We start from the raw sequence: 16,514 nt of genomic DNA, 5'->3' as shown, positions 1-16,514 counted from the left end.
GCCCGCTCCAGCGGGGTTCTCTCCCTGGTCCTTCACGGTGCATGTCCTGTCCGTTGACACTGAACGGCTCATGGCTCCCGGCCGTCCCCGTCCGCACTGTAATACCCATCCGCCCGCACGGGGGCCGCCCCGGGCGCCCCACCACCGCTCAACGCAGCGCGTCGGCCACATGGGTGGGGCGACCGGCGAGCAGCGTCGCGACAACGGGCAGTTCACGCAGGTCCTGGGGCGCGACCTCCGCCGGATCCAGCGCGGTGACCATCAGATCGGCCCGGTCCCCCACCGCAATCCCGGTGCGGCCCTCGCTCGCGGCGGCCAGCGCCGCCCCCACCGGGATCGCCTGTTCAGCGTGCCAGGGCGGCCGCTCGTCATCGGTCCGGGCCACCGCCGAGGCGATCCCGTCCCAGGGGTCCAAGGGCGCCACGGGAGCGTCGGAACCGATCTCCAGGCGGGCACCCGCCGCCAGCAGGTCGGCGTAGCGGTAGGCCCGCTCCAGACGGTCCGGCCAGTAGCGCTCGGCGACGTCGCGGTCGTCGGGGGCGTGCGCGGGCTGCACCCCGACCACGACGCCCAGCGCCGCGAACCGGTGCAGGTCCTCGGCGCGCACCAACTGGGCGTGCTCCACCCTGCCCGGACAGCCCACCTCGGCGAAGGCGTCCAGAGCCACTGTCGCCGCGCGATCTCCGATGGCGTGCACCGCCGGCTCCACGCCGTGCGCCCAGGCCCGCTCCATCAATGCCACGAGCTCCTCGGGTTCCAGTTCCAAACGCCCGGAGCCGGCGTCCGCCCCCGGGTAGGGCTCGTGGCACAGCGCCGTACGGGTGTTGAGCGAGCCGTCCACGAACAGCTTGAGCGGGCCGACCGTCAGCACGCCGTGCCCCTCGGGCACGGGCTGCCCCGTGCGCAGTCCACGCCCGATCGCCGCGTCGAGCAGGGGCCGCGCGATGGAGCAGGCGACCCGCACCGTCGGCGGGGCCGTCCGGAGGCGCCGGGTCCAGTCCTCGACCGTGTCGGCGAACTCGAAATCGGTGACCCCGGTGACCCCGCGCGCCGCAGCGGCCTCCATCGCCTCCATCACCCAGCGGTCGCGCAACGCGACCGGTTCAGCGGGCAGGGCCGCGGTGACCGCCATGCACTCGCCCTCGACGAAGACCCCCGTGGGATGGTCGCGGCCGATGAGGTCGAGCGCGGCCGGGCTGAGCCAGCACGTGTGCAGGTCACTGCTGAACAGGGTGACCGCGCGGCCCGGCAGGGCCCGCTCCAGCAGGTCCTTGTGCAAAAGATCGGGCCACAACCCGTCGCGGAAGTCGTACCCCTGGACCAGCTCGCCCGCCGGCACGGGGCGACGCTCCAGCTCGGCGGCCAGCAAGTTGACCGCTGCCTGCGCGGAGTCGGCCGCCGCCAACGACACCTTCCGCCGGGCCCCCGCCCATTGCACGGCGTGCACGTGCGCGTCCACCAGCCCCGGCAGCAGGGTGCCTCCCGCACACCGCAGCACCCGGGCACCGTCCTCGGGTGCGCCCGGAGCCATCACCTCCACGACTCTCCCGCCCGCCGAACGCACATCGACCGTGGGGCCGCCGCTGCCCAAGCGCACGTCGCGCAACAGGGTGTGCGGCGCTGAGCGTTGCGGGTCGCGGGGATCAATGGCGGAATCGGGCACGGTGCAGTCCTCACGGTCGAAGGTCACGACTGTCGGCACCCCGGGCCCCATCGTGCGGGAACCACGACCCGACCACGGCTCGCATCAGGGCCCTCCCACATGATGGTGGCAACAGCACAGCGGGGAAAGACGGCAGAACCCTATTTTCCGCTCCCCGCTGTCTCGACGGTCGGATAGCGTCGAGCCGGCCCTATTGACGACCCGCGCAGGAGGTGTTGGGCGGTGGCTTCGGGCGAACCGTTTCGCTTCTCGGTCCTGGAAGCGGTGCTGGAACGCATCACCTATGCCAACGAGGACACCGGCTACACCGTGGCCCGCGTGGACCCCGGACGCGGCGGCGACCTGGTCACAGTGGTCGGCGCGCTCCTGGGCGCCCACCCCGGCGAGTCCCTGCGCATGGAAGGCCGCTGGGGGTCCCACCCCCAGTACGGCAAGCAGTTCCAGGTGGAGAACTACACCACCGTCCTGCCCGCCACCGTGCAGGGCATTCAGCGCTACCTCGGTTCCGGACTCGTCAAAGGCGTGGGGCCACGCCTGGCCGAACACATCGTCGGCCACTTCGGCGCCGACGCCCTCGACGTCATCGAGCACTCCCCCGAACGCCTCATCGAGGTCCCCAAGCTCGGCCCCAAACGGACCAAGATCATCGCCGAGGCGTGGGAAGAACAGAAGGCCATCAAAGAAGTCATGGTCTTTCTCCAGGGCATCGACGTCTCCACCTCCCTGGCGGTGAAGATCTACAAGAAGCACGGGGACGCCTCCATCCGCGTGGTCAGGGAGGAGCCCTACTCGCTGGCCGCCGACGTATGGGGCATCGGCTTCAAGACCGCCGACACCATCGCCCGCGCGGTGGGCATCCCCCACGACAGCCCCCAACGGGTCAAGGCCGGCATCCAGTTCACCCTGTCCGAATCCACCAGCAGCGGCCACTGCTACCTCCCCGAAGAGAAACTGATCTCCGACGCGGTCAAGATCTTGCAGGTGGACTCGGCACTGGTCATCGACTGCCTCGCCGAACTCGTGGCCGAAGAGGGAGTGGTCCGCGAGAAACTGCCCGACGGCGACAACGGGGCCGTGGCGGGGGTGTACCTGGTGCCCTTCCACCGCGCCGAGATCTCCCTTGCCGGCCAGCTCCGTACCCTGCTGGGCGCCGAAACCGACCGGATGGGCGCCTTCCACGACGTTGACTGGGACCGCGCCCTGGGGTGGTTGAAGGAGCGCACCGGAACAGAACTCGCCCCCGAACAGGAAAAAGCCGTCCGTCTCGCCCTCACCTCGAAGGTCGCGGTACTCACCGGCGGCCCCGGCTGCGGCAAGTCCTTCACCGTGGCCTCGATCATCACCCTGGCCGCCGCCAAAGGGGCCAAGATCGTCCTGGCCGCGCCGACCGGACGTGCCGCCAAGCGCCTCACCGAACTCACCGGGCACGAGGCCGCCACCGTGCACCGGCTCCTGGAACTCAAACCCGGCGGCGACGCCTCCTACGACCGCGACCGCCCCCTGGACTGCGACCTGTTGGTAGTGGACGAGGCCTCCATGCTGGACCTGCTCCTGGCCAACAAACTCGCCAAGGCAGTCGCCCCCGGCGCCCACCTGCTCCTGGTCGGCGACGTGGACCAGCTGCCCTCGGTGGGAGCCGGCCAGGTCCTGCGCGACCTGCTGAGCGCGGGCTCCCCCGTCCCCAACGTCCGCCTCACCCAGGTCTTTCGCCAGGCAGCGCGCTCGGGCGTGGTGGTCAACGCCCACCGTGTCAACACCGGTGAGCCCATCCTGCTGGACGGGATGGACGACTTCTTCCTGTTCGGCTGCGACGACACCGACGCCGCAGCCGACATCACCGTGGACGTGGTCGCCAACCGCATCCCCGCGAAGTTCGGCCTCGACCCGCGGCGCGACGTCCAGGTACTGGCCCCGATGCATCGCGGCCCCGCCGGAGCCGGCAACCTCAACACCCTGTTGCAGAACGCCCTCACCCCCGGGCGCGAAGGACTGCCCGAACGGCGCTTCGGCGGGCGCACCTTCCGCGTGGGCGACAAGGTCACCCAGATCCGCAACAACTACGACAAGGGCGCCAACGGCGTCTTCAACGGAACCCTGGGCAACGTCATCGCCATCGACAACGACGAGCAGACGATGACCGTGCGCACCGACGAGAACGAGGAGATCGGCTACGAGTTCAGCGAACTCGACGAACTCACCCACGCCTACGCGCTGACCGTGCACCGCTCCCAAGGCAGCGAATACCCCTGCGTGGTGGTCCCGGTGACCATGAGCGCGTGGATGATGTTGCAACGCAACCTTCTCTACACCGCCATCACCCGCGCCAAGAAACTCGTCGTCCTGGTGGGTGCCCGCAAGGCGATCGCCCAGGCGGTGCGCAACGCCGGCGCCGGCCGCCGCCACACCGCGCTGGGCCACCGCCTGGCCGACCAACGCCCCCCGCGCTGACAGTCCTCAGTGGTCGCGGCGCACCGCCAGCCGCGCGAGAGCACTCAACTCCGCGACGGCCTGGGAGGCCGGCAACTCGGCCTCCAACCGCAGCAGTGACTGGTCCAGCAGCTCATCGGCCCGCTGCTGGCTCCAGGACCGCCCTCCCGCGCCGTCAACCAACCGTGCGGCGTGCACCAACTCGCTGTCGGTGAGCGGCTCCGCCCGGTAGTAGAGCGCCGCCAACTCCTCGGCCTCGGGGGTCGGAGAGTCCAATGCGGCCACGACCGGCAGGGACTTCTTGCGGTTGCGCAGATCGGAGTAGACGGGCTTACCGGTGATGTCGGGGTCGCCCCAGATACCGAGGAGGTCGTCCACGAGCTGGAACGCGATCCCCACATTACGTCCGAAATCGCCCAGCGCCTCGACCTGCTCGGGGGTTCCACCCCCGTACGCCGCCCCCAAGGCACACGAACAGCCCAGCAACGTGCCGGTCTTGCCCTCCACCATGCGCACGCACTCGGGGAGGCCCACATCGGTGCGCTCCTCGAAGGACACATCGGCGCTCTGTCCCTCGACCAGGCCCAGGACCGTCTTGCTGAGCATGCGCATCCCCGAGGCCGCCGCAGGGTGACCGCTGGCGGCGAGGACGTCGAAGGCGACCGTGACCAGCGCGTCCCCCGCCAGGATCGCCGGCCCCCGCCCGAACACCGTCCAGGCCGTGGGCCGGTGGCGGCGGGAAACGTCGCCGTCCATCACATCGTCGTGCAGCAGCGAGAAGTCGTGTACCAACTGCACGGCCACAGCCGCGGGCAACGCGTCCTGCGCGGTCCCTCCGACCGCCTGGGCCGACAGCACGGCCAGCGCCGGCCGGATCGCCTTGCCCCCGCTGGTCGCGCTCGGGCTCCCCTTCTCGTCCCACCAACCGAAGTGGTAACCGGCGATGTGTCGCATCGACTCGGGCAGCCCGTCGGCGGTGGCCCGCAGGGCGGGCTCCACAACGGCGCGGCTCCACGCCAACACTTCACGGGCCGGCCTGCCCTCGATCAGTTCCCCCGTTGAGGTCATGTGGCCCTTCCCCCCTTGCTTCCGCGGAACTCAGTGTCCGATTTCAACGTGTTCGAGGACGCCGAGGGCGTCGGGCACCAGGACCGCGGCGGAATAGTAGGTGCTGACCAGGTAGGAGATGACCGCCTGGTCGTTGATCCCCATGAACCGCACGTTCAGGCCGGGCTCGTACTCGTCGGGGATGCCGGTCTGGTGCAGGCCCACGACCCCCTGGTCGTCAACGCCGGTGCGCATGACCAGGATGGAACTGGTCCGGGTGTCGGAGATCGGGATCTTGTCGCAGGGCAGCAGCGGAACGCCGCGCCACGTGGTGACGGCGTGGCCCTCCACCCGCTCGGAGCCGGGATAGATCCCGCGTTTGCTGCACTCCCGGCCAAACGCCGCGATGGTTTCGGGGTGGGCCAGGAAGAACTCGGACTTACGGCGACGCGACAGCAGTTCGTCGAGGTCGTCGGGGGTGGGCGGCCCCGTACGCGTATGAATCCGCTGCTTCAGATCAGCATTGTGCAACAACCCGAAGTCACGACTGTTGATCAGCTCGTGCTCCTGACGCTCCCGCAACGCCTCGATGGTCAGCCGCAACTGCTGCTCCACCTGGTTCATCGGCTGGTTGTACAGATCAGCCACCCGACTGTGCACCCGCAACACCGTCTGAGCCACACTCAACTCATACTCACGCGGCGCCAACTCATAATCCACGAACGTCCCCGGCAACACCGGCTCACCCACATGCCCCGACGACAAATCAATCGCCGCCTCGCCGTACTTGTTCTGCGGCTGGGAGTCTCCGCGGTCAACCCGGTCCAGGTACTCGCGCAGCGATTCGACCCGGTCGGCGACCTGGCCCAGCTCCCGGGCGGGGAGGACCAGAACGGTGCAGGGGGTGACCGCCTTGGCGGTGAAGTCGAACGTGCCGGCGTCCCCGGCCAGGGCCTGGTGGCCGAAGTAGTCACCGTCTGCGAGCGTGCCCAGTGCCGTGTCGTTGCCGTACTCGCCCAGGCCGGTCTTACCGACCTTGCCGTGCGCGATGAGGAACACCCGGTCGAGGTCCTCCCCCGAGCGCACGATCACCTCGTCGGCAGCGAACTCGCGCTGCTCGAACCGGTCGGCCAGCGCACTCAGCGCGGCGACGTCGTCGAACCCGCGCAACAGCGGCAGCTCGCAGAGTTCCTGCGGGATGACCCGAACGGTCGAACCGGTGCTGGTGAACGTCACCCGACCGTCCCCGACCGCATAGCTCAACCGCCGGTTCACCCGGTAGGCACCACCCGCGGCCTCCACCCAGGGCAGCTTGTTCAGCAGCCAACGCGGCGAGATGCCCTGCATCTGGGGCACCGACTTGGTGGTCGTGGCCAGTTTGCGCGCCGCGCCGGTGGCCAGACTCAGCTGGGCGCTCGCCTCTTCGGCGCTGGGACGCGACTCCATGATGGTCATTTCTGCTACCGCCAATCAGTGTTCGTGCTGGGAAGAAGCGGCCCCGTACCGCAGGACGGCCCGGCCCGCCGGGCATGTACGACCGGGGGCCGGGCCGGCGGACCGGGGCCGATGGACCATAAGGTCCGGGTCAGTCCTCGCGACCGATCTCCACGTGCTCCAGGACGGCGAGGGCGTCGGGCACCAGGACCGCGGCGGAGTAGTAGGCGCTGACCAGGTAGGAGATGACCGCCTGGTCGTTGATCCCCATGAACCGCACGGACAGGCCGGGCTGGTACTCGTCGGGGATGCCGGTCTGGTGCAGGCCGATGACGCCCTGCTGGGCCTCGCCGGTGCGCATCAGGAGAATGGAGCTGGTCCGGGTCTTGGAGACCGGGATCTTGTTCGAGGGCAGGATCGCCACGCCGCGCCAGGCCGGGACCTGGTGGCCGTTGATGTCGATGCTCTGGGGGTAGATTCCCCTGCGGGTGCACTCCCGGCCAAACGCCGCGATGGTTCGCGGGTGGGCCAGGAAGAAACCGGGGTCCTTCCACACCTTCGCAAGCAGTTCGTCGAGGTCGTCGGGGGTGGGCGGCCCCGTACGCGTATGAATCCGCTGCTTCAGATCAGCATTGTGCAACAACCCGAAGTCACGACTGTTGATCAGCTCGTGCTCCTGACGCTCCCGCAACGCCTCGATGGTCAGCCGCAACTGCTGCTCCACCTGGTTCATCGGCTGGTTGTACAGATCAGCCACCCGACTGTGCACCCGCAACACCGTCTGAGCCACACTCAACTCATACTCACGCGGCGCCAACTCATAATCCACGAACGTCCCCGGCAACACCGGCTCACCCACATGCCCCGACGACAAATCAATCGCCGCCTCGCCGTGGTTGTTGCTGGGCTGGGTGGTGGCGGACTGCACCTGGTTGATGTGCTCGCGCAGCTGCTCTGACTGGTCGGTCAGCTCCTGGAAGGCCCGGCGGGGCAGGACCAGAACGGTGCAGGCGGTCAGGGCCTTGGCGGTGAACTCCCAGTCCCCCGGGGAATCGGCAAGCGCACGGTCGCCGAAGTGATCGCCGTCGGCGAGCGTGCCCAGTGCCGTGTCGTTGCCGTACTCGCCGGCCACGACCATGCCGATCTTGCCGTGCGCGATGAGGAACAACTGCTCGGCGGGATCGCCCGAGGTGACAAGCGCGTCCCCGGGGGCGAACTCGCGCTGCTCGAACCGGTCGGCCAGCGCACTCAGCGTGGCCTCGTCGTCGAACCCCCGCAACAGCGCGAGTTCTTGCAGTTCCTGCGGGATGACCCGAACGGTCGAACCGGTGCTGGTGAACGTCACCCGACCGTCCCCGACCGCATAGCTCAACCGCCGGTTCACCCGGTAGGCACCACCCGCGGCCTGCACCCAGGGCAGCTTGCGCAGCAGCCAACGGGAGGAGATGCCCTGCATCTGGGGCACCGACTTGGTGGTCGTGGCCAGATTGCGCGCCGCCGCGGTACCCAGGCTCAGCTGAGTCTCACCCGTAGCAGCACCGGTGCCAATAGTTTCCGTCACGAAACGAACCGCCGATCAACGAGAAAGTTAATGGGAGAAGCGGACATCCGGCCACGCACCCGAGGAAAAAGGGTACGAATCAACGAGCACACTACGGGACCGGAAATCACTTGGACCCAGCAATGGCGAAATCAATTCGTCTACCAAAAGCCCACCGAACGCAGCTGGAGCGATATTACCCGCCGACCAAGCGCGAAGTCGGAGAAAGAAATCCTCTTGAACCGAAACCCCGTCACCGCACAGGGAAAGCGAATTCGATCACGCCTCCCACCGGTGTCTTTTAATACCGATAAAGCAGTCGAAACTCCGCAAAATAATCGTGAAACCCGGTTTCGGCCGCCCCGAACAGGCGAAGGATCAGCCGCCGCCGAGTCCAACCGAAATCACGGAAAAACCCACCCGAAAACAGCCTTACCCCCCGCCGCCGGCAGGGCCGACCGCGCCCCGCCGGCCCTGCGGCGCACACCCGCGAAACCCAGCCCACCGACTTCTCCCAACTCCCGGATCCACCATCCCGAGCAGCACTACACTCCGAAAAGCAATCAATCAGGTACGGAGAGTGCTCACGTGTGGCGTCGTTGACACCGGCCCAACCAGCTGCAGGCCCTACGGGCGGCGACACGGGGAACGGGCGCGCTCCTCATCGGCGCCGCAGCGTTGGCCGCCACGACAGGGGGCGCACCGGCCGACCCCCCGAGCCCTCCGCTCCCCGAGGTCGGCCTTCCCACCGCGTCCGTCCCCGACACGATTCCCGGGCCCGCCCAGGACCTGCCCGGGCTCGGGGTGGAGATCTACGACGACGTCGTGGGATGCCTGGAATGGATCACCGTCGTCTACGGCCACTTCGGGTACTGTCATCCGCCGGTACCGTCACCCGCGCCCCCGACGCCCAGCCCGAGTTGGTCCGCGCAGCCGTCGCCACCGGCGCCTTCCCCTTCCCCCGCGCCTTCCGTCTCTGCGCCTCCCCCGGCTCCCGCCACAGACCCACCGGCTCCCTCCCCCGGCCTGGCCGCCCCGCTGTTTCCGGTCGTGGTGCCGCCGATGCCGCAACCGGCCCCCGAGCCGGTCCCGTCCGCCGCTGAACCGGCCTTCCCGTCGGCGCCACCCGCGCCGCTGACCCCACCGGTTCGGGCCGAGCTCCTGACGATCGTGACGGAGGCACACGGCGCGGGCGACGACCGCCCCTCAGCCGGCCTCAGCACCCCGCAGACCATGGCGGTCATGCTGATCATCATCGGGGTGTGCGTGGGGGCCTCGGTGGGGTCGTCGCGCTCGCGCTCCTCCTGAGCGAGGGACATGCGGCGCCTGCTCCAGCACAGGCTCCGCGGTGATCGATCCGCGGAGCCGCGGGGCGCCTCAGACCCCGGCGAAGATCTGGTCGATCCGATCGAACCCGGCCAGGGTGTCCTCGACGCTGCCGGGGTCCAGGGCCAGCAGGCCGGCATAAGGGTTGTCGATGAAGAACAGCACCAACACGCTGCCGGCCACCAGTGCGAGGTTGACGATCGCCCAGAACCTGCGGGTGGGAGATCCCTTGACCCCCATGGCGAAGGGCATGACGATGACCGCGACCGCGCTCACGACGCTCGCCAACAGCAACAGGGTCGGGATGTTGGGGCCGGCGGTGTCACCGCGGTCGATGCGCAACTCGATCAGCGACGCCGTCTCCTGGTGGGCGAGCATCCGGTCCATTACCGCGCTCTGATCGTCCGCGGTGATCGCCCCGACGCTCATCCGCAGCTCACCGAGGCGTTCTTCGGCGACATCGCTCATGGCCCCGGCCGCCATCAGCGGCCAGTCGTCCTCGATCACCGAGCCGAGGTAGTCACGCAGGGCGGCGCGGACCCGCTCCCCTTCCTCCTCCGGCATCGCCCCGGTACTCCAGTACAGGTCGGTGGCGGCTGCCGACTCTCTAACCGACAAGTCCTGGGCCGCGGAGTTGTTCTCCCAGCCGATGACGATGGCCATCGCAACGGCGACGAGGTAGATGGCCAGCACGCCCGGGGCGACGAACGAGCCGATCGGCCCACCGCAGTCGTCGTCGGAGATGGCGTACCTGCGCACGGCGAAGAACCCGCCCAGGGCGAGCAGTGCAACGGCAACGGTGATCAGGACGAATTCCAAGGTTTTTCTCTTCCGGGTACAAGGCCGCGGGGAAACTGAGGAGTGATTGTCGCCGGGATCCGGGTCCGCCGGGAAATGTGCAAAGCGCGGCAATCAACAGTACGACTGCATGCAGATCCGCCGGTTCAACCAACCATTACGGCTAAAGAGCCCGCGAGTACCAGCTGATCAATTTCAGGTGACCATGATTGGGAATCGTCGGCAGAAAATCCAATCCGAATCCTACTCCACCCGAAGCACCAAGCACAGGCCGATCACCAGAAAAGCAGCAGCCCCAACCGCACGCGACCACCAGAACCCACCACCGGACCACCAAAAGCAAAACAATGCCCCATTACTCCTTTTTGCCAATCAATACGGGCGAAAGGAGACCGGGCCCGCCACTGGTGGACGCCCCGCAGCGGGGCCACCCATGGGACGGCAGTCCCAGATCGTTAGACTCGCTAACCATGCTTGAGGCGTTACTACTGCTCGGAGCTGGCGTTCTTGCCGGCTTGACCGGGTCAATCGCGGGACTGGCGTCCCTGGTGTCCTATCCGGCCCTGTTGGCGACGGGCCTGTCGCCCGTGGCCGCCAACGTCACCAACACGGTGGCCCTGGTGTTCAACGGCATCGGGGCGACCGCGGGGTCGCGGCTCGAATTGCGGGGCCAAGGCCACCGGATCCGCCGCTTCGCACTCCTGGCCGGGATGGGTGGCGCATGTGGTGGTGCCCTGCTCCTCGCAGCCCCAGGCGACACCTTCGCCCGGGTCGTTCCGGTACTCGTCGGAGGAGCATCGTTGATGGTGCTTCTCCCCCCGCGCCCCAGCACGTTCGACGCAGCGGAGTCCCACCGCGCCAGAACAGGGGTCGTGGTGTTCGCGATCGGAGTCTACGGCGGTTATTTCGGCGCTGCCGCAGGAGTCCTGCTGCTCGCTCTGCTACTGGCACTGTTCAACGAGACACTGGCCCGGATCAACGCGTTGAAGAACGTGGTGATGGTGGCACCCAACGCTGTGGCCGCGTTGGCGTTCGCCGTGTTCGGACCGGTGCACTGGGCGGCCGTCCTCCCGCTCGCCGTCGGCTTCTTCATCGGTGGCCGCATCAGCCCCGCGATCGTCCGGCGACTCCCCATGCGGCCGCTGCGGATCGGCATCGGCCTGGCCGGTCTGGGCCTGGCCGCCAAACTCGCCTGGGACGCGTGGGCGTGAACCCGCACCGCATTTGCCCGACCGGCTTTCGATGACCGATGCGTTGCTCACAACCATCGCCTTTACGACGTAGATCATTTAAGCCTGTCCGGGTCGGTGTCGGGCGACAGGCGCGCGGACGGGCCGTGGTGTCACTCGGGAGCGGCCGAAAACAAGTGGACAGCCGTTCCTTTCGGCGGATGGGATGGACATCCGACCGAGCGAAAGGGTGCGCATTGCCCACCAGCCGCAAATCCCACCCGCGTATCGACTCCCACCTGGTCACGCGACTGATCAGCGCCCAGTTCCCCCAATGGTCCGGCCACACCGTCCGGGCCGTCGCCAAACCGGGGTACGACAACATGACCTTCCGGCTCGGCGAGGAGATGTCGGTACGGCTCCCCCGCTGTCCCCGATGGACCGGCCAGGTGGAACGTGAGCAACGCTGGCTTCCCCGCCTCGCCCCGTACCTACCGCTCCCCGTCCCGCACCCCCTGGGACGGGGCGAACCCGACGCGGACTTTCCTTTCCCCTGGTCGGTCTACCGGTGGATCGACGGCGAGGACATGCGGTTCGAGCGATTGGACGCACCCGACCGAGCGGCGGCGGACCTGGCCGCGTTCATCACCGCGCTCCAGGGCGCGGACGCCACCGGCGGCCCTCCCCCCGAGTGGAGTAACGGGTTTCGCGGCGTTGCCATGGGCGACAGCGCCGACTCGGTCACCGTGGAGGCGCGCGTACTCCCCAAGATCGCCGCCTTGGAGGGGCGCTACGACCTGGCCCTCCTCAACGGGGTGTGGGAGGCCGCCATGTCCGCCCCGGCCTGGGGGAAGGCACCGGTGTGGGTGCACGGCGACCTTGCCGCCGGCAACCTCCTGATGAAGGACGGCCGGCTGAGCGCGGTCATCGACTTCGGAACCCTGGCCGTGGGCGACCCCGCCTGCGACCTGATCCCCGCCTGGCTGTTTCTGGCGACCCGGCACACCAGGCAGGTCTTTCGATCGGCACTCGGAGTCAACGACGCCACCTGGGTGCGCGGACGCGGCTGGGGACTGGCCCAAGCCCTGCCCGAGCCCGGCACGGAACTGACGGAGGCGACCCGCCGCACGCTGGACGCCCTCGCCGCCGACCGGGCCTCCGACGATCGCTGAACGCGGTCGCGCGAAGGAGCGGGGCGTGCCCGCCGGCTGTCTCCGCCTTGAGGGTGCGGGGCCCTCAGACAGGCTCGGTGGAGAACGGGCCGCCGTTGCCGAAGGCCAGTTCGGCGAAGCGTTCGCCGATGCGGCGGTGTGCGGCGGCGTCCGGGTGGAGCTGGTCGGGCAGCGGAAGTTCGGCGAAGTCCGCCTCCCCGTAGAGGGCACGACCGTCGAGGTAGTCCAGGTTCGGATCGTCGGCCGCCCGTTGCTGCACGATACGGGACAGTTCCTCCCGGATGACGGCGAGCGTCAACTTCCCGGCGGCGCGCTCACCAGGATCGCCGGTCGCTCGGAACCGCAGTTCTCCGGCGCCGAGACTACTGAGGTTGACAGCGCAGGGGCCCGGCGTGTCTTCGTGGATGGGGCAGTGGAGGGGCGAGACGACGAGCAACGGCGTGGTGGGGTGTCCTTCGCGAATGGTGTCGAGGAAGCCGTGCACCGCGGGGGCGAAGGCGCGCAGGCGCATCAGGTCGGAGTTGACCAGGTTGATGCCGATCTTGAGGCTGATCAGGTCTGCGGGGGTGTCGCGCATGGCGCGGGCGGTGAAGGGGTCGAGCAGAGCGCTGCCGGCCAGGCCGAGGTTGACCAGCTCCGCGGCGCCGAGGGCGGCCGCGAGCGCGGGCCAGGTGGTGGTGGGGCTGGCGGCGTCGGAGCCGTGGCTGATCGAGCTTCCGTGGTGCAGCCAGACCTTTCGCCCCCGGTCCGGCGCGGGTTCGGTGCGGGCGTCGGTGCGCAGAGCGACGAGTTCGGTGGTCTCGTTGTGCGGCAGCCAGATCTCGACGTCCTTGTCGTGATCGGGCAGACCGGTGAAACGGAGGGTGCCGACCGGGCCGGGGCGGGTCTCGGCGGCACCGGTGGCCATATCGATGACCAGGGCGTTGCCGCCGGCTGCGACGGCCTGGTCGACGAGCCGACCGTCAACGACAAGGTCGTACACCCCGTCGGGGCGTGGCGGGGCGCCGGTGTAGGAGCGCTTGGTGGGCAATACGTCGAGCTCGACGGCAGTGGCCCGGGTCCGAAAGACCAACCGCACCCCCGAAGGCTGGGACTCCGCCATGGTCAGCTGCGGATCGGCGCACTGGGCACGGGCCGCTGCCGGCAGCCGGTGGGGAAGCACACCGTGCTCGGTGTGCTCCAGGTCGAGAGCGCCGCGCAGGAGGTCGGGAGTGATGGGTGTGGTGGTCCAGTTGTTCTGGGTGCTCATCATGTCAGCCTGTTGGTCGAGGGTGTGGGGTTGCGTTGACCCGTTGCCGCTGCGCGCATCGACCGGCGGCGGCGAAGCACCGGCGGCGCTCAGGACGCGGGCCAGTTCCGCAGCAGGGCGTCGAGGGCGTCCATCGTCCGTGACCAGGTTTCCTGGGTGTCGGGGGCGCTATGGCTGAACCCTCCTCCCATCTCCAGGGTCACGTAGCCGTGGAAGACACTGCCCAGCAGCCGGACGGCGTGGGTCTGGTCCGGCTCCGTCAGGTCGTAACCGCGCAGGATCGCCCGTGTCATCTGGGCGTGCCGGACTCCGGCGCTCGCGACCGCCGTCTCCGGGTCCAACCTGAGCTGGGCTGCGGCGTAGCGGCCGGGATGCTCGCGGGCATAGTCGCGGTAGACGTTCGCAAGAGCGGTCAGCGCGTCCTTGCCCGCGCGCCCGGCAAGGGCATCGGCGGCCCGGTCGGCTAGTTCCTCCAGAGCGAGCAGGGCGATCCTGGTCTTGAGGTCGTGGGAGTTCCTCAGGTGCGAATACAGACTCGCGACCTTGACGTCGAACCGTCTGGCCAGCGCGGAGACGGTCACCTGGTCGAAGCCGGCCTCGTCGGCCAGCTCTGCCCCTGCTCGGGCGAGGCGTTCCGTCGTCAGTCCCGCGCGTGCCATATCGCTCCTTCTCTTTGACGAAAAGGATCGTACATTTGCCTAATACCTTTAGGCAAATAATCCCAACCTTCAGGAAGCTGGCAAGCGAGCCGGACGGCTGCGTCTCGGCATCCGCCCGGGTCGTCCCGGCCATGCGGTGCGGCCGGGACGACCAGCCGCTCTCAGCCGTCGAGCACTCCACGGAGGGGCCCGGCGCACGTCGCGCGAACGGACTCCGGACTCACCAGCTGACGGGAATCCGGATGGGCCGACGGTTCAGGAGGTCGTCGCGCCACTCGATCTCGGTGCACGGAACAGCCAGGCGCATCCGGGGAAACCGGTCCGCGAGTTCACCGATCGCCACTTTCAGCATCAGCCTCCCCAGGGCGCTGCCCGGGCAGTGGCCCGCGCCGTGCCCGAACGCCAGATGCCCCTTGGCGGCACGGCTCGGATCGAAGCACTCGGGCCGGGGGAACGCCTCGGGGTCACGGTTGGCCGTGTCCGCACTGATCAGCACGAGTTCGCCCGCGCGTATCGTCGCGCCGCCCAACTCGATGTCCTGCCTGGCCACACGTTGCAGGCCGGTGTTCAGGAACAGGGCGTGGCGCAGCGCTTCCTCCACTACACCGGACAGGTCCCCGGAATCACCCCGCAGGTGCTCCATCATCCCGCACTGGTCGAGCATGGTCACGAAGGCATGTCCCAGCACACTGGAGGCGCTGACGTGGCTGGATTCGAAGAACCAGGCCAGCGCATCGGCAACCCGGGGCTCGTCAACGCGGTCCGCGGGAGGGCGCGCCGCGTTGGCATCACGGTAGCGACGGGCGACGCCGTCGGGCAGGCCCGGGCGGGCCAACAAACCACTGAAATAATCGCGCAGCTGCTGCCAGTCGTCGAGATAGGCGTCGGGCTCCCGGGGGCGAAGCGACATCACTGCCTCGCTCAGTTCCGCGAGCGTCTCGCCTTCGGCGAGCGGCATGCCGACCAGGCGACAGCTCAGGGCGATCGGAAACCTCCTGGCGTACCCGGAGAACAGGTCCACCGGCTGCGGGGACGCGGCGATCCCGTCGAGAATGGACCGCGCGGCCCCGCGGGCCCAGGGTTCGAGTTCGGCCAGGCGCGGAGGCGCAATGGCACGCAGGAATTCCTTGCGCAGTCCGTCTCGCGCGAAGGTCTCCATGGAGGAGACCGCGTCCGCAGGCATCCCGAGGACCTGACCGGGCGCCTGTAGGTCCGCTTTCAGGGCCGGGGACAGGCGTTCGTCCTCAAGCGCCCGGACGGCCATCGGGTGACTGGTGATCAGCCACGCCTCTGCCGAGGCAGTGCGCACGCGGCTGATGGGCCGCGTCTCCTGCAATTGGCGACATTCCGGGCTCACGGCATCACCGTGGTGAGCGAAGGGGAAGTAGGGCAATGTCTCGTTCATGGCTCTCCCTGACTGTGTGGAGGTTCGGAGTGGAAGGCCCCGAATGCCCAGGACAGCGGGAGAACGGTGCGATTTTGCCTTGAGTAACAGTGAAGGGATGGCCGCCCGCCGCCCAGAACCCCGGGATATCACTTTCGGCAATCATTGATAACAATAAGTAATCGACTGGGTGGAGGTCCGGCACTTGAGGAACATCGGAGCAAAAATTCAGGCCACAATCCGCCGACCGGGCTGACCGGTTCGCGGTGTGCTCTTCCCACCCACCGCCCTGGCCCGCATCGACGGACGGGGCAGAAAGCAGCCGAGGCCGACCCGCTCCGTCGGGCCCGCAGCGGCCACGCGCCGCCACCACCCGCGTCGTCGTACATGTCTTGAGGTTGGCGTCGAACCGTTCAGGGACGTGCCGGCATGGCTCAGCACACTTTTGACGATCAAGGCGACCATGCCCGCCACCACACCGACGAGCATCCAGCGCATGTGGTCCGGCACACGCTGCGGCGAAGCCGACGGGGTGGCGACCAGCCCGAAGGTCACCGAGTCCAGGTCCAACGGGCCGAGCGGACCGAAGAGCACGGGTGCGACCACGGCCGCCGCCGGAGCGAGCAGGCCGGCCACGATCTCAGGT

13 protein-coding genes are annotated in these 16,514 nt (G+C 68.6%); 4 read left to right on the top strand and 9 right to left on the bottom strand.

Going from position 1 to position 16,514, the window contains the following annotated elements:
- Positions 1-148: 148 nt before the first annotated feature.
- Positions 149-1,702, bottom strand: a complete 1,554-nt coding sequence (locus tag AC0VYP_RS07855; RefSeq protein ID WP_475473228.1) for an amidohydrolase — start codon at positions 1,700-1,702, stop codon at positions 149-151.
- 183 nt (positions 1,703-1,885) lie between these two features.
- On the opposite strand from AC0VYP_RS07855, the gene recD2 reads away from it, so the two are divergent.
- A complete protein-coding gene (recD2, locus tag AC0VYP_RS07850) occupies positions 1,886-4,111 on the top strand; it encodes an SF1B family DNA helicase RecD2 (RefSeq protein ID WP_475473227.1) in 2,226 nt (741 codons plus the stop codon).
- A 6-nt stretch (positions 4,112-4,117) separates the two neighbouring features.
- On the opposite strand, the gene AC0VYP_RS07845 is transcribed toward recD2, so the two are convergent.
- From AC0VYP_RS07845 to AC0VYP_RS07835, 3 genes are all read right to left on the bottom strand, one after another.
- The gene (locus AC0VYP_RS07845; protein WP_475473225.1) at positions 4,118-5,158 is read right to left on the bottom strand and encodes a family 2 encapsulin nanocompartment cargo protein polyprenyl transferase; all 1,041 of its coding nucleotides are present in this window, start codon (positions 5,156-5,158) and stop codon (positions 4,118-4,120) included.
- A gap of 30 nt (positions 5,159-5,188) precedes the next feature.
- Positions 5,189-6,583, bottom strand: coding sequence for a family 2B encapsulin nanocompartment shell protein (locus tag AC0VYP_RS07840; RefSeq protein ID WP_475474190.1), 1,395 nt, complete (start codon positions 6,581-6,583; stop codon positions 5,189-5,191).
- Between the two features lie 139 nt (positions 6,584-6,722).
- Positions 6,723-8,132: a family 2B encapsulin nanocompartment shell protein gene (locus AC0VYP_RS07835; protein WP_285761055.1), complete on the bottom strand. Its 1,410-nt coding sequence runs from the start codon at positions 8,130-8,132 to the stop codon at positions 6,723-6,725.
- 657 nt (positions 8,133-8,789) lie between these two features.
- On the opposite strand from AC0VYP_RS07835, the gene AC0VYP_RS07830 reads away from it, so the two are divergent.
- A complete protein-coding gene (locus AC0VYP_RS07830; RefSeq protein ID WP_475473224.1) occupies positions 8,790-9,419 on the top strand; it encodes a hypothetical protein in 630 nt (209 codons plus the stop codon).
- A 69-nt stretch (positions 9,420-9,488) separates the two neighbouring features.
- On the opposite strand, the gene AC0VYP_RS07825 is transcribed toward AC0VYP_RS07830, so the two are convergent.
- On the bottom strand, positions 9,489-10,256 hold the full coding sequence (locus AC0VYP_RS07825; RefSeq protein ID WP_285761053.1) for a bestrophin-like domain: 768 nt from the start codon (positions 10,254-10,256) through the stop codon (positions 9,489-9,491).
- A gap of 449 nt (positions 10,257-10,705) precedes the next feature.
- Between AC0VYP_RS07825 and AC0VYP_RS07820 the strand changes: the two genes are divergently transcribed.
- Together AC0VYP_RS07820 and AC0VYP_RS07815 are read left to right on the top strand one after the other, a co-directional pair.
- Complete coding sequence (locus tag AC0VYP_RS07820) at positions 10,706-11,446, top strand: sulfite exporter TauE/SafE family protein (RefSeq protein ID WP_285761052.1); 741 nt, start codon at positions 10,706-10,708, stop codon at positions 11,444-11,446.
- A 215-nt stretch (positions 11,447-11,661) separates the two neighbouring features.
- The gene (locus AC0VYP_RS07815; RefSeq protein WP_475473222.1) at positions 11,662-12,576 is read left to right on the top strand and encodes an aminoglycoside phosphotransferase family protein; all 915 of its coding nucleotides are present in this window, start codon (positions 11,662-11,664) and stop codon (positions 12,574-12,576) included.
- A 64-nt stretch (positions 12,577-12,640) separates the two neighbouring features.
- Here AC0VYP_RS07815 and AC0VYP_RS07810 read toward each other — a convergent pair whose 3' ends face one another.
- The 4 genes from AC0VYP_RS07810 to AC0VYP_RS07795 form a co-directional block, all read right to left on the bottom strand.
- Positions 12,641-13,825, bottom strand: a complete 1,185-nt coding sequence (locus tag AC0VYP_RS07810) for a GDSL-type esterase/lipase family protein (RefSeq protein WP_475474188.1) — start codon at positions 13,823-13,825, stop codon at positions 12,641-12,643.
- Positions 13,826-13,914: 89 nt separating this feature from the next.
- Positions 13,915-14,484, bottom strand: a complete 570-nt coding sequence (locus AC0VYP_RS07805) for a TetR/AcrR family transcriptional regulator (protein WP_285761049.1) — start codon at positions 14,482-14,484, stop codon at positions 13,915-13,917.
- A 220-nt stretch (positions 14,485-14,704) separates the two neighbouring features.
- A complete protein-coding gene (locus AC0VYP_RS07800) occupies positions 14,705-15,889 on the bottom strand; it encodes a cytochrome P450 (protein ID WP_475473219.1) in 1,185 nt (394 codons plus the stop codon).
- Between the two features lie 207 nt (positions 15,890-16,096).
- Positions 16,097-16,504 (bottom strand): hypothetical protein, encoded by a 408-nt coding sequence (locus AC0VYP_RS07795; RefSeq protein WP_475473218.1) that lies wholly within the window; start codon positions 16,502-16,504, stop codon positions 16,097-16,099.
- Positions 16,505-16,514: the final 10 nt, after the last annotated feature.

The sequence above is a fragment of the Nocardiopsis sp. iso_186 genome (genome assembly GCF_056173365.1).
Note: the sequence above shows the minus strand (reverse complement) of the source record. Positions and strands in the feature narration are given on the sequence as shown.